Origin of the sequence: Arthrobacter sp. YA7-1, from assembly GCF_025960325.1 — a bacterium.
GTDB lineage: Bacteria > Actinomycetota > Actinomycetes > Actinomycetales > Micrococcaceae > Arthrobacter > Arthrobacter bambusae_A.
The window spans coordinates 2,396,192-2,408,235 of sequence record NZ_CP110114.1 but is presented as its reverse complement, the minus strand read 5'-3'; the positions used below and the strand labels follow the sequence as shown (position 1 = coordinate 2,408,235).

At 64.3% G+C, this 12,044-nt stretch carries 14 protein-coding genes; 7 read left to right on the top strand and 7 right to left on the bottom strand.

The window, feature by feature from the left end; genetic code table 11:
- Positions 1–6: 6 nt before the first annotated feature.
- Genes OIT41_RS11320 through OIT41_RS11300 form a run of 5 tightly spaced genes read right to left on the bottom strand, consistent with a single transcriptional unit; the run spans position 7 to position 2,607 of the window.
- Positions 7–450: an SRPBCC domain-containing protein gene (locus OIT41_RS11320; RefSeq protein ID WP_078108838.1), complete on the bottom strand. Its 444-nt coding sequence runs from the start codon at positions 448–450 to the stop codon at positions 7–9.
- Positions 451–489: 39 nt separating this feature from the next.
- Positions 490–975 (bottom strand): YbaK/EbsC family protein, encoded by a 486-nt coding sequence (locus OIT41_RS11315; protein ID WP_078108839.1) that lies wholly within the window; start codon positions 973–975, stop codon positions 490–492.
- On the bottom strand, positions 959–1,816 hold the full coding sequence (locus tag OIT41_RS11310; protein WP_264636475.1) for an SURF1 family protein: 858 nt from the start codon (positions 1,814–1,816) through the stop codon (positions 959–961). Before OIT41_RS11310 ends, OIT41_RS11315 begins: the two co-directional genes overlap by 17 nt.
- Positions 1,817–2,095, bottom strand: a complete 279-nt coding sequence (locus OIT41_RS11305; RefSeq protein WP_078108841.1) for a hypothetical protein — start codon at positions 2,093–2,095, stop codon at positions 1,817–1,819.
- Positions 2,092–2,607, bottom strand: a complete 516-nt coding sequence (locus OIT41_RS11300) for a DUF3099 domain-containing protein (RefSeq protein ID WP_264636474.1) — start codon at positions 2,605–2,607, stop codon at positions 2,092–2,094. The genes OIT41_RS11305 and OIT41_RS11300 overlap by 4 nt, the downstream gene beginning before the upstream one ends.
- 153 nt (positions 2,608–2,760) lie before the next feature.
- Here OIT41_RS11300 and OIT41_RS11295 point away from each other — a divergent pair, with 153 nt between their 5' ends.
- Together OIT41_RS11295 and OIT41_RS11290 are read left to right on the top strand one after the other, a co-directional pair.
- A complete protein-coding gene (locus tag OIT41_RS11295) occupies positions 2,761–3,486 on the top strand; it encodes a beta-ketoacyl-ACP reductase (RefSeq protein ID WP_078108843.1) in 726 nt (241 codons plus the stop codon).
- A gap of 106 nt (positions 3,487–3,592) precedes the next feature.
- A complete protein-coding gene (locus tag OIT41_RS11290) occupies positions 3,593–4,345 on the top strand; it encodes an SDR family oxidoreductase (protein WP_078108844.1) in 753 nt (250 codons plus the stop codon).
- A gap of 81 nt (positions 4,346–4,426) precedes the next feature.
- Here OIT41_RS11290 and serB read toward each other — a convergent pair whose 3' ends face one another.
- Positions 4,427–5,320, bottom strand: a complete 894-nt coding sequence (gene serB / locus OIT41_RS11285) for a phosphoserine phosphatase SerB (RefSeq protein WP_241707748.1) — start codon at positions 5,318–5,320, stop codon at positions 4,427–4,429.
- A 125-nt stretch (positions 5,321–5,445) separates the two neighbouring features.
- Between serB and OIT41_RS11280 the strand changes: the two genes are divergently transcribed.
- The 5 genes from OIT41_RS11280 (at position 5,446) to OIT41_RS11260 (ending at position 9,429) form a co-directional block, all read left to right on the top strand.
- Complete coding sequence (locus OIT41_RS11280; protein WP_059389255.1) at positions 5,446–6,231, top strand: ABC transporter ATP-binding protein; 786 nt, start codon at positions 5,446–5,448, stop codon at positions 6,229–6,231.
- Positions 6,232–6,249: 18 nt separating this feature from the next.
- The gene (locus OIT41_RS11275; RefSeq protein WP_264636473.1) at positions 6,250–7,035 is read left to right on the top strand and encodes a sulfite exporter TauE/SafE family protein; all 786 of its coding nucleotides are present in this window, start codon (positions 6,250–6,252) and stop codon (positions 7,033–7,035) included.
- Between the two features lie 7 nt (positions 7,036–7,042).
- Positions 7,043–7,852: a TrmH family RNA methyltransferase gene (locus OIT41_RS11270; RefSeq protein ID WP_241707746.1), complete on the top strand. Its 810-nt coding sequence runs from the start codon at positions 7,043–7,045 to the stop codon at positions 7,850–7,852.
- Positions 7,853–7,992: 140 nt separating this feature from the next.
- Positions 7,993–8,250: a type B 50S ribosomal protein L31 gene (locus tag OIT41_RS11265; protein ID WP_009358283.1), complete on the top strand. Its 258-nt coding sequence runs from the start codon at positions 7,993–7,995 to the stop codon at positions 8,248–8,250.
- Between the two features lie 81 nt (positions 8,251–8,331).
- Positions 8,332–9,429 carry a biotin/lipoate A/B protein ligase family protein gene (locus OIT41_RS11260; protein ID WP_372489625.1) on the top strand — a complete coding sequence of 366 codons (1,098 nt, stop codon included), beginning with the start codon at positions 8,332–8,334 and terminating at the stop codon, positions 9,427–9,429.
- On the opposite strand, the gene pepN is transcribed toward OIT41_RS11260, so the two are convergent.
- The gene (gene pepN, locus OIT41_RS11255) at positions 9,426–12,044 is read right to left on the bottom strand and encodes an aminopeptidase N (protein ID WP_264636472.1); all 2,619 of its coding nucleotides are present in this window, start codon (positions 12,042–12,044) and stop codon (positions 9,426–9,428) included. The genes OIT41_RS11260 and pepN overlap by 4 nt on opposite strands.

Below are 12,044 nucleotides of genomic sequence, written 5' to 3'. Positions count from 1 at the left end.
AGCGGGTCAGGGCATTTCCCACGGCACGGAGGCAAGCGGGCGGCCTAGTTCGATGTAGCTTTTCAGATTGGACAGGACCGCCGACCAGCCGCGGCTCGCAATGGCGAGCTGTTCGTCGTCGGCAATGTTCCTGTGATGGACGGTGAGCCGGGCAATACCGTCATGTGATTCGATGGTGAAAGTGACCACATCGGGCTTCACCACCTCCGGAACCGAGGGATCCTCCCACGTGTTCACGAGGCGCGCCGGCGGCGTCGCTTCGAGGATGGTTCCCACGACGTCGGCAGTTCCCGAGCCATCCGTGCGCTGGTGCTCCCAGCGTGAACCTGCCTTCCAGTCCGAGACATTGGCATGGCCCCAGTACTCCGCGCTTTGGGCTGCATCCGTCAGTGCCGTCCAAATCTGGTCCGGGGTTCCTTCGATGTACGTGACGTAGGTGTATTCAGCCATGCTCACCAGCCTAGCCGCAGGGCGGGCCGGATCAACGCCTCAGCGGACCTTCAGGGGCTGGGCGGCCGTAATCCGTTGGAGTTCGCCGTAGCTGATGGAGAACATCGAGTTATGGTCACCCGCGCCTGCCCAAAGAAGTGGGTGCTCCTGGAGCGAGATGTCGAGGATCGTTCGTATGGGCTGCGGGTGTCCAAGGGGAGCTACGCCGCCCACGGCTTGGCCGGTGTGCTCCAGCACGAACTCAGGGCTGGCACGGCGGATCCTGGCTGTTCCCAGGGAGGCTGCCACGAGGGCGGTGTCCACCTTCGCGGCCCCGCTCGCGAGGATCAGCAGGGGTGCGCCGTCAAGTTCGAAGACCAGGCTGTTGGCGATGGCCGCAACATCGCAACCGAGCAAGGATGCTGCCGCAGCCGCGGTGGGGACTTCGTCGTCGAAAGTCCGCACCGTGTCTTGTGCTCCGGCGGCGGTCAGCGCCGACTTCACATTCAGGACGGGGGCGGGGGCCGCTTCAGTACCCTTGTGCATCCAGGATCGCGTCTTCCTCTTCTTCGGCCGTCGGCCGCTTCGATTTCCGGGGTGCGGGTGCCTTGCGACGAGGCATCGCGCCGAGTTCTTCCTCTTCCTCGTCCTGGGCGTCGATCAGCGCGTTCCGCGCCTGTTGCCTGGCCGCGTAGCCGAAACCGACGAACATCAGCACGCCGAAGGCGAACCATTGCAAGGAGTAGGAGAGGTGGGTGCCCTCGTCCGTGGCCGGTTTGGCGAACGGCGCGGGCATCACCTGGGCAGCCGGCGATTCCGAGGCCAACTGCCCGTAGGCGCCGGTCAAGATGGGGTAATGGAGTTCCGCGGCGTAGGCAGGAAGATCGATCGATTGCAACTGGCCGTCTACCGCGCCGCGGCCCAGGTTGGCTTCCGAAGCCTGCAAACGTACGACGACGGTGACGTCGCCGGCCGGCGGGGCCGGGATGCTGTCCGGGTGGCCGGGAGTCTTGTTTCCGATGGGCAGCCACCCGCGGTCCACCACCACGGCGTCGCCGCTCGACAAGCGGAACGGGACCACTACCTCGTATCCGGGTTGGCCATTGAGGGGACGGTTACGGACAACGCGTTGGCCCGAAACGTCATAGCTCCCATGGAGTTCCACCTGCGCCCATTCCCGTTCAGGGTCCAAGGATTGGAACTGTGCCTTGGCAGCCGAAAAGGGAAGGGGGGTGGCCGAGTAGTTGTTGACGACTCGATTGATTTCCGCCAAGGTCTCTGCCCTGCGGTCCATCTGCCAGCGGCCCAGCAAAACGCAGCCGGTGGCAAAGATCAGGGCCAGAACGAAGTAGCCCAGCCACTTGCTGGAAAAAAGAAAACGGTACATTCAGCGGGCCTCGCCTGTGTCTGTGGTCTTGTCGAAAGGTACTGTCTCTTTCCACAGGCCTCGGGTCTGCAAGTAGTCCTCCAACCATTCCCGGTGCTCATCGCAGGACAACCACACCTTGCGGCGCTCCGGAGTATGGATACGGGGATTGTTCCACAGGAGCTGCCACGTGGCAGCCGCGCGGCATGCCTTGCGCGAACATACAGCCGCAGGCGAGCCATCGGGCCCGGCGTGCTGTTCATTCTCCAGCCCCAGCCCGCCCAAAGTGAAGATGTTCATGAAGCCGCCTGTTCTTCCCCGCTGAACGGATAGGTGCGTTTTACGCCGCCGGTGTAGTCATCGGGTTCCGGGCCGGTAGCGTCCCCGCCGCCAGCGTCGTCGTCGATGAGTTCGCCCTGCAAAACGGTGACGGGCGCCGCGGGCGGTTCCCCTTCTTCTGCAGGCGACGCTTCCAGCTCCACGGCCGGGACGTAGTCCAACAAGGCATCGCTGTGGACTTCGGCTTTGTCGCTGCCGTTGGCGATCACCACGGCAATCCAGGGCAGGAACACGGCACCGGCAACGGCGATGATCTTGAACCAGCCGTCGACCACGAAAATGAGGATGAGGCACACCAAGCGGATACCCATCGCCACGGCGTACTTGATCATCCGTTCGCGCATGTCGTCCGAGTGGGCGGCAGCGGCGTCGGTAATGCTGTGCACCACGGGGTCGCCCGAAACGGCGTCCGGACCCCCTGGCGCCTGCAGGGGACTGCTATCTCTTGTCACGGCTGATTCATCACGCTCCAACGGCTCCCCTCAATTCTCTCACCCCGGAACGGGCCTCCCAAACCGCGCCGGGCGCAGCTACCCGCGGCCACGGTCTCCCGGCGGCTAAGATCGATGCAGGAAATCACCCACTTTCAAGCGGCATATTGCTGCCGCGGAACTCTGGAGACCAGCATGTCTGAAGCAGTATCAAACGCCCGCAGTGTCCTGATCACGGGCGGAAACCGCGGCATCGGCCTGGCTATCGCAGAGGCATTCCTCGCCAACGGCGACAAAGTTGCCGTGACCTACCGCAGTGAAACACCCCTTCCGGAGGGCATCCTCGGCGTCAAGGCAGATGTGACCGACGAGGCCTCCCTCGATGCCGCGTTCAAGGAAGTCGAGGCGGCCCACGGGCCTGTCGAGGTTTTGGTAGCCAACGCCGGAATCACCAAGGACACGCTTCTCCTGCGCATGAGCGAGGACGATTTCACATCCGTCATCGACACCAACCTCACCGGTGCCTTCCGGGTCATCAAGCGTGCCTCGAAGGGCATGATCCGTTTGCGCAAGGGGCGGGTCGTGTTGATCTCCTCCGTGTCGGGCCTCTACGGCGCCCCGGGACAGATCAATTACTCGGCCTCGAAGGCGGGCATGGTGGGCATCGCCCGTTCCCTGACCCGGGAACTTGGCAGCCGGGGGATCACCGCGAACGTGGTGGCACCGGGTTTCATCAACACGGACATGACCGCGGAGCTTCCCGAAGACACCCAGAAAGCCTATTTGGCGAGTGTTCCGGCCGGCCGCTTCGCCGAGGCATCCGAGGTCGCCAACGTGGTCCGGTGGATCGCCAGCGATGAAGCCGCGTACATCTCCGGTGCTGTCATCCCCGTGGATGGCGGCCTGGGCATGGGGCACTAGGCCAGGGTTCCCGCTGGCATGATTGACTCGGGACTTATGGAACGTGGATGTTTTGCACAGGTCGGATGTTTTGAACAAGTTGGACGCTTTGAATAAAGGAGCACGAATGGGACTGCTGGACAACAAGACGGCAATCGTCACCGGTTCTTCGCGCGGCATCGGCGCTGAAGTAGCCAAGATCCTGGCCGGCGAGGGCGCTGCCGTCGTCGTCAACTACCGCCAGAAGGCCCCCCGGGCCAACAAGGTAGTGGGCGAGATCCAAGCGGCCGGTGGCCGTGCCGTCGCCGTCGGCGCGGACCTGACCACCCAGGAAGGCGTCCAGGCGCTGGCCAGCGCGGCCATGGAGGAATTCGGTTCGCTGAACGTCCTCGTGCTCAACGCTTCCGGCGGCATGGAATCCGGCATGGAAGAGGACTACGCCCTCAAGCTGAACCGCGACGCCCAGATCAACATGCTCAACGCCGCTGTTCCGCTGATGCCGGAGGGGTCCCGCGTGGTGTTCGTCACGAGCCACCAGGCGCACTTCGTCGAGACCGTTCCCACGATGCCCGAGTACGAGCCCGTAGCCCGCAGCAAGCGCGCCGGCGAAGACGCACTGCGTGAACTGCTGCCGCACCTTGCCGACAAGGGCATCTCGCTCGTGGTGGTTTCCGGTGACATGATCGAAGGCACCGTGACTGCGACCCTGCTGGACCGCTCCAACCCGGGCGCCATTGAGGCCCGCCGGGCCGAGGCAGGCAAGCTGTACTCGGTGGAGGAATTCGCCGCCGAGGTGGCGAAGATGGCCACGGCCGACGTTGAGAGCGGCCACACCGAATACGTCGGCGGCGCCGACTACTTCGGCAGGAGCGCTTTTTAGATTGCAAACACGAAAGAGCGGCCGGGACTGTCTCTGAAATACCCAGTCCCGGCCGCTCTTTCGTTGCGTGTGAAATGCCGCCTAAACGCCGGCGATATGCCGGACCGCGTCCAGGTACGGCATGTTGATGGCGGCGTCCGCTACCGCCCGGACGGCGGGCTTGGCGTTGAATGCCACACCGATCCCGGCCGCGCCCAGCATGTCGAGGTCATTCGCGCCGTCGCCCACCGCGATGGTGTGCTCCAGGGCGATTCCCTCGGCAGCCGCCCATTCTCGGAGGTACTTCTCCTTGGCGGCGCGGTCGATCACGTCGCCAAGGACCTTGCCTGTCAGGAAGCCGTCAACGATTTCAAGTTCATTCGCGATCCAGTAGTCCAGCCCGAGTTCCTCCGCGATAGGCCGCAGGATCTGGTTGAAGCCGCCGGACACCACCGCCACCGTATGGCCGGCCGCCTTGAAAGCGGCCACGAGTTCCGCTGCACCCTCGCTCAGGCGGACCTCGGCGCGGACGGCGTCGACGACGGCGGACGGCAGGCCCGCGAGGACCGCCACCCGGGCATGGAGGCTTTGTGCGAAGTCCAGTTCGCCGCGCATCGCGGCCTCCGTCACGGCCGCTACTTCTTCGCGTTTCCCGGCGTGTGCGGCCAGCAGTTCGATCACTTCCTGCTGGATCAGGGTGGAGTCCACATCCATGATCAGGAGCTTGCGCGAAGCGTCACGCAGTGCGTCGGTGACGATCGCGGTGTCCATGCCCGGTGCCGCCGCCTCGGAGACCCTGCGCCGGATGCCTGACAAGTCGGCGACAGTAGCCCCGTCAACGGCCAGGCCCATGGTGTAGACCCCGAAGCGCTCGTCGCCGGATTGCGACTCCGACGTGAAGGAAGCCCCCGAACCGGACAGCACCCTGCGCAGGTGTTCAAGCTCCGGAAGGGACAGATTCACGCCATAGCTGACGGCGGTCAAGTTCGAACTCATGGCTGCAATCTTAGCGAGCGGGGAACCGCCGCCCGAACTCGTGTTTCATTCACGCCGTCGCGCAAACCATGTGACCGGAGTTCCAGTTATCTATCGCCCCTATTTTTGTCCTAGTGTCTACTCCTATGAGCGATGTTCTTGAATTGGCTTCCGTCAGTGTTGTCCGAGGCACCAAGACCCTGTTGGACAAGGTTGACTGGCAGGTCAATGAAGGCGAGCGCTGGGTCATCCTCGGTCCCAACGGTGCCGGCAAGACCACTCTCCTCCAGATCGCTGCCGCCCGGATGCACCCCACGAGCGGGAAAGCCGGGATCCTTGACGAGACGCTGGGCCGCGTGGACGTCTTCGAGCTCCGCCCGCGCATCGGCCTTTCCTCCGCAGCCTTGGCCACCCAGATCCCGGAGCAGGAAAACGTACTGAACGTTGTGGTCACCGCCGCTTATGGCGTGACCGGCCGCTGGCGCGAAGGATACGAGCGCGACGACGAGCGCCGCGCCTTCGGCCTTCTCAACGAGTGGGGGATGGGCCCGCTGTTGAACCGCTCCTTCTCCTCGCTTTCCGAAGGTGAGCGCAAGCGGGTTCAGATCGCCAGGGCGCTCATGACCGATCCTGAGCTGCTCCTGCTCGACGAGCCGGCCGCGGGCCTGGACCTTGGCGGACGCGAAGAGCTCGTCCACAAGCTGGGTGAGCTCGCCCGCGACGAGGACGCTCCCGCCATGGTCCTCGTGACCCACCACCTTGAAGAAGTTCCTCCGGGATTCACCCACGCCATGCTGCTTCGTGACGGCGGCGTGGTTGCCGCGGGACCCATCGAGGAAGTCCTGACAGCAGAACACCTCAGCAACACCTTCGGCCTGCCCCTGGACGTGACCGAGAACTCCGGCCGCTACACGGCCACCGCCCGCCGCTAGGCCGGGCAGCGAGAATCAGTGGAGATCCTTAGCGGCATCCTGGTCTTTTTCGCGGGCTTGTGGGCCGGAACCATCAACAGCGTTGTCGGCTCCGGCACGCTCGTGACGTTCCCGGTCCTCATTGCCCTCGGCTACGCACCCGTCACGGCGACCATCAGCAACGCCATGGGGCTTGTCGCAGGCAACGTGACGGGAGCCTGGGGCTACCGCCACGAACTCAAGGGCAGGGGCAGCCAACTGCTGCGCCTCTTGCCGGCGTCGCTTCTTGGCGGGATCACGGGTGCCTGGCTGCTGCTGCACCTCCCGGAGAAGGTCTTTTACTACGCCGCCCCCATCCTGATCGTCGTCGCGCTGCTCATGGTGCTCTTCCAACCCAAACTCCAGCGGTGGGTCCAGGACCGGGCCGGCAACCCGGAGCACGCCATCCAGGACAAGCGCCACACCGTGGTCCTGGTGGTCCTGGTGTACCTCGCCGGGGTCTATGGCGGTTATTTCGTGGCGGCCCAGGGCATCCTGCTGGTCGGCATTCTGGGTGTCTTCATGACGGGCACCATCCAGAACGCCAACGCCATGAAGAACATCCTTGTGTTGGCCGTCAACGTGGTGGCAGCGTGCTCCTACCTCCTGTTTGCCTTTGGCCGGATCGAATGGCCTGTCGTGGCCGTCATCGCGGTCAGTTCATTGATCGGCGGACTGGTGGGCTCAAAAGTGGGACGGCGTTTGAAGCCCCTCGCGCTGCGCATCGTAATCTTTGCGCTCGGCATCGTGGCCCTCGGCTTCATGGTCGCCAACCTGCTGAAATAGGAACCTAGTGACCTTCCACTACCTCGAAACCGCTGACGACCCGCGTGTTGCCGACTACACCCAACTGACGGATGTCCACCTCCGCAAGCTCCGCGAGCCCGTCGAAGGCATGTACATCGCAGAATCGTCACGGGTGCTGAGACGCGCCCTCGCGGCCGGGCACCAGCCCCGTTCCTTCTTCCTGGCGGAGAAATGGCTGGAAGACCTCGACGACGTTTTCCAACAGTTCCCCGAGGTACCGGTCTATATCGGCAAGGCTTCCCTGCTCGAAGAAATCACGGGATTCCATCTGCACCGCGGTGCCATGGCTGCCATGCATCGGCCCGCGCCGGTGCCCCTTGAGGAACTCCTGGCCGGGGCACAGCGCGTGGCGGTCCTCGAGGACGTCGTCGACCACACGAATGTCGGCGCCATCTTCCGTTCCGCGGCCGCGCTCGGAGTGGACGCCGTGCTCGTGTCCCCGCGCTGCGGGGATCCCCTGTACCGCCGCAGCGTCCGGGTGAGCATGGGCACTGTGTTCCAGGTTCCCTGGGCGCGGCTCGAGTCCTGGCCGGGTGACCTTGAACGGCTCAAAGAGCAGGGCTTCACCGTCGCCGCCATGGAGCTGACCGACGACGCAGTGGACCTCGACGATCTTGCCGCCGGCAATCCCGGAAAGCTCGCCCTCGTCCTCGGCACTGAAGGCGCGGGCATGAGCCCGGAGACGCTCGCCGCCGTCGACCTCGCCGTAAAGATTCCCATGCGCGCGGGCGTCGACTCGCTCAACGTCGCTGCCGCCTCGGCCGTGGCTTTCTGGGAACTGCGCCCGCGCGACTGACGCGGTTGGTTCAAGCAAGGTGTGGTTTCCGCTATGATTGATTGTTGGCCCGGCACTGGGTATCTGTTTCAGTGCGCGGACCGAATCCATTCATACCTGGCAGCTGGCAAAATCCAGCTGCGTGAACAAAAGGTCCCATTATGAAGTCTGATATCCACCCGAAGTACGAAGCTGTTGTATTCAACGACCTGGCTTCCGGCGTCAAGTTCCTGACCAAGTCCACCGTGTCTTCTTCCAAGACCATCGAGTGGGAAGACGGCAACACCTACCCGGTCATCGACGTCGAAATCTCCTCGGAGTCCCACCCGTTCTACACGGGCAAGCAGCGCATCATGGACTCTGCAGGCCGCGTCGAGCGCTTCAACGCTCGCTTCAAGGGCTTCGGCGGCAAGAAGTAATCAACTTCACCTCCAAGCTTCTGTGAAAGCCCGCACCCGCCGGACCTCCGGTGGCTGCGGGCTTTTGCGTTTTCCGGCAGGATGGAAGCCATGACTTCCAGCATGGCTTTCGAGCAAGACGAACCGCGGCTCCATGGTGAATACAAGGTCCCGGGCGGAAAGCTCGTGGTGGTCGACCTCGACGTCGTCGACGGGCAGTTCGCGCACGTCTCGCTCAGCGGGGACTTCTTCCTGGAACCGGACGAGGCTCTCCTGGACATCAACCGGGCGCTCACGGGCCTTCCGGAAAGTTCGACGCCGGTGGAGATCTCCGCAGCCGTCTCCGCCGCATTGCGCGCGGACACTGTCCTGTTCGGCTTCTCAGCCGATGCGGTCGCCGTCGCTGTCCGCAGGGCGCTGTCCAAGGCCAGCGGGTGGGCGGACCACCAATGGGAGGTCATCCCGCCGTCGGTCCTTCCCACGCACCTCAACGTCGCGTTGGACGAGGTCCTCACCGAGCAGGTCGGGGCCGGGCTGCGCAGCCCCACCTTGCGCTTCTGGGACTGGGAAGAGCCGTCAGTGGTGATCGGCAGCTTCCAGTCCTACCGCAACGAGGTGGATCCCGACGGCGTGGCGCGCCACGGCATCACGGTGGTCCGTCGCATCAGCGGCGGGGGAGCCATGTTCATGGAAGCCGGGAACTGCATCACCTATTCGCTTTATGTGCCGCAGAGCCTGGCGGATGGCATCAGTTTTGCCGATTCCTATGCCTTCCTGGATGCGTGGGTCATGGCCGCTTTGGAAAAACTGGGCATTTCGGCGTTCTACGTCCCGCTCAATGACATCGCCACCGAGCAAGGCAAGATCGGCGGCGCCGCGCAAAAGCGCCTCGCCAACGGCGGAATGCTGCACCACGTCACGATGAGCTATGACATCGACGCCGACAAGATGGTCGAGGTCCTGCGCATCGGCAAGGAAAAGCTCTCCGACAAAGGGACCCGCAGCGCAAAGAAGCGCGTCGATCCGCTCCGGCGGCAAACCGGACTGGCGCGGACGGACATCATCAAGGCCATGCAGGAGGTTTTCACCGAGCGCTACGGCGCCGCGGAGTCCCGCATCACCGACGCCGAACTGGCAATAGCCCGGGAACGGGTGCAGTCAAAGTTCGGTACCGAAGAATGGCTGCACCGTGTTCCTTAGCCGGCCACCTGGAAGCCGGCCGCTTGGGCCGTCAGGGCCCGGAACAAGTGGCTTCGCTGCTCGATGACGATGCGCCGGAGCCCGCGCGGAGCCGCCGTGTGGGCGCTCAGCCACTCGTCCGTGCGCCGGAGCACCGGATGATCCGCCGGAGCCATGCCGTCCCGCAGATCCTGGGTTGTGGGGAACAAGCCCCGCACAATCCGGCTTGCGATCTCGATGCTCCGGGACTGCCAGACATCCTCCAAGCAGGTGAAGTACGGTTCCGTGAAGCCATCCAGCAGTCCGGACGGTGCAAGGGCGAATCCTGCGATGGTCGCGCTCAGAATCTCATTGGAGAGCCCGGTGTCGTTGACGGCGGCATTCCATGCGGCCGTCTTGACGTCGGCATTCGCACGGGCAGCCGCGGCCAGGGCATGGCCTTCGCGTCCCGACGCGGTGCGGTCCACGGCGAGCTCGGCATCCAGTTCCGAGAGCGTGGCCGCTCCGTTGGCTGCCAATGCTTGCCACAGGCTCCACCGGAGATCCGCATCCACCGTGAGGCCGTCCACTGTCACGCTTCCGGAGAGAATGCCGCGGAAGTACTCAACATACGCGCCGTCATGGCGCGACAACTCCGCCAGGGTCCTGGCCCACGCGAGTTGCTGGTCGGAACCCGGCTGGGAGGTCCGCAGCTGCATCGCGCTAGCCGCCATCAGGCCCTTCCGGACCTCATCGCGCTGCGGAGCAGGGACGTAACGCTCGACGGCGGTCACGGCGTTGCCCAGGACGTTGAGGAGCACGCCGATACCCGGTTCGGCCGGGGCGAAGCGTTCGACGGCGGTGACGTACAGCGCCGCCGGAGTGACGGCGTCGCGCGCCGAATCCCACAAAGCAGTCCAGCACAAGGCCCGGGCCATGGGGTCGCTGAGGCGGTCCAGGGAGGAACGTACCGTTGCCTCGGACCCCGCATCCAGGCGGACCTTGGCATAGCTGAGGTCCTCGTCGTTGACGAGAAGGAGGGCCGGGCGCGGTTTGCCCGCGAGTTCCGCGACGGGGGTGTCGGCACCGTCGGCGTCGAGCTCGATGCCCTCCGTGCGGAGCAACCGGCCGTCGTCGTCAAAGGTGTAAAGACCGATCCTGAGCCTATGCGGCCGGTGTTCCTGCTTGCCCGTGACGGGATCCACGGAGTCCTGCCGCAGGGTGACCGCCGCCATGGCATCGCCATTCCCCGAGATCTCCGCCGCAAGGGTGGAGATGCCCGAGGTCTGCAGCCATTGCCGGGCCCAGGTTCCAAGGTCCCGGCCGGATGCCGCGCCCAGGGCTTCGAGGAGGTCGGCGAGCGAGGTGTTGCCGTACTCATGATCCTTGAAGTAGCGCCGCGAGCCGGCAATGAACGCCTCGAAACCGACGTAGGCCACCAATTGCTTGAGCACGGACGCGCCCTTGGCATAAGTAATGCCGTCGAAGTTCTGCTTGGCGGCTTCCAGGTCCGGAATGTCGGCGACGATCGGGTGGGTGGTGGGCAACTGGTCCTGCAGGTACGCCCAGGACTTGCGCTTGTTCGCGAAATTCACCCACGCGCTGTCCCAGTCCGTGGCCTTGTCCACGCCGAGTGTGCCCATGTAGTCGGCGAAGGATTCCTTGAGCCAGAGGTCGTCCCACCAAGTCATGGTCACGAGGTCGCCGAACCACATGTGGGCCATCTCGTGCATGAGGGTGTTGGCGCGGGCCTGGTACTGGGCATCGGTGGCCCGCGAGGTGAAGACGTACTTCTCCGTGAAGGTGACGAGCCCGGGATTTTCCATCGCGCCGAGGTTGTACTCCGGCACGAACGCCTGATCGTACTTGCCCCACGGGTACGGGTAGTCGAAGAGATCGTTGAAGAAGTCCAAGCCGTTCTTCGTCAGCCGGAAAAGTTCCGCGGCGTCGAAGGACTCCTGCATGGATGCGCGGCAATAGAGCGCCAGCGGAACCTCAAGGTTCGTCCCGTCGTCGAGCGTCGTGCTCCAGTGGTCCTCGGCGCGGAAATAGGGACCGGCGAGAACGGTGGTGATGTAGGTGGACATCCGCTTGGTGGTGGCGAAGTCCCAGCGGCTCGTGGCCGGATCGCTCGTCAATTGCGTCCGGGAGACCTCGGCGCCGTTCGAAGCCACCTGCCAGGCGGAGGGTGCCATGACGCGGAAGGTGAATTCGGCTTTCAGGTCCGGCTGCTCGAAGTTCGCGAAGACGCGGCGGGCATCCGCCGGTTCGTATTGCGTGTAGAGGTAGCACTGCCCGTCTGCGGGGTCGACGAAGCGGTGCATGCCCTCGCCGGATCTGCTGTAAAGGGCGGTTCCGGTGACCGTGACCTGGTTTTCGGCCTGGAGATTGTTGAGGTGGATCCTGTCGCCGTCCACCACCTCGGTGATGTCGAGTCCTTTTCCGTTGAGGAAGACGCTGTGCACGCCGCCGTGGATGAAATCCAGGAACGTGGAGGAGCCGGGCTCCGCGGAGAAGTTGATGACGCTGCGGCTCGTGTACCCCGGCACTCCGGCATCGGAGGCTTCGCGGACGTCAAGGGAGACATCGTAGCTGTGGGTGCTGATCAGGGCTGAACGGGTGGCGGCTTCGGCGCGCGCCAAGTTGTGATTCGACAC

What these genes read in the sequence shown, in the direction of transcription:
- OIT41_RS11305 (WP_078108841.1), bottom strand. Translation starts at nt 2,095, where the DNA reads ATGAACATCTTCACTTTGGGCGGGCTGGGGCTGGAGAATGAACAGCAC.
- OIT41_RS11315 (WP_078108839.1), bottom strand. Translation starts at nt 975, where the DNA reads ATGCACAAGGGTACTGAAGCGGCCCCCGCCCCCGTCCTGAATGTGAAG.
- OIT41_RS11280 (WP_059389255.1), top strand. Translation starts at nt 5,446, where the DNA reads ATGAGCGATGTTCTTGAATTGGCTTCCGTCAGTGTTGTCCGAGGCACC.
- OIT41_RS11265 (WP_009358283.1), top strand. Translation starts at nt 7,993, where the DNA reads ATGAAGTCTGATATCCACCCGAAGTACGAAGCTGTTGTATTCAACGAC.
- OIT41_RS11320 (WP_078108838.1), bottom strand. Translation starts at nt 450, where the DNA reads ATGGCTGAATACACCTACGTCACGTACATCGAAGGAACCCCGGACCAG.
- OIT41_RS11290 (WP_078108844.1), top strand. Translation starts at nt 3,593, where the DNA reads ATGGGACTGCTGGACAACAAGACGGCAATCGTCACCGGTTCTTCGCGC.
- OIT41_RS11310 (WP_264636475.1), bottom strand. Translation starts at nt 1,816, where the DNA reads ATGTACCGTTTTCTTTTTTCCAGCAAGTGGCTGGGCTACTTCGTTCTG.
- OIT41_RS11260 (WP_372489625.1), top strand. Translation starts at nt 8,332, where the DNA reads ATGGAAGCCATGACTTCCAGCATGGCTTTCGAGCAAGACGAACCGCGG.
- OIT41_RS11295 (WP_078108843.1), top strand. Translation starts at nt 2,761, where the DNA reads ATGTCTGAAGCAGTATCAAACGCCCGCAGTGTCCTGATCACGGGCGGA.
- serB (WP_241707748.1), bottom strand. Translation starts at nt 5,320, where the DNA reads ATGAGTTCGAACTTGACCGCCGTCAGCTATGGCGTGAATCTGTCCCTT.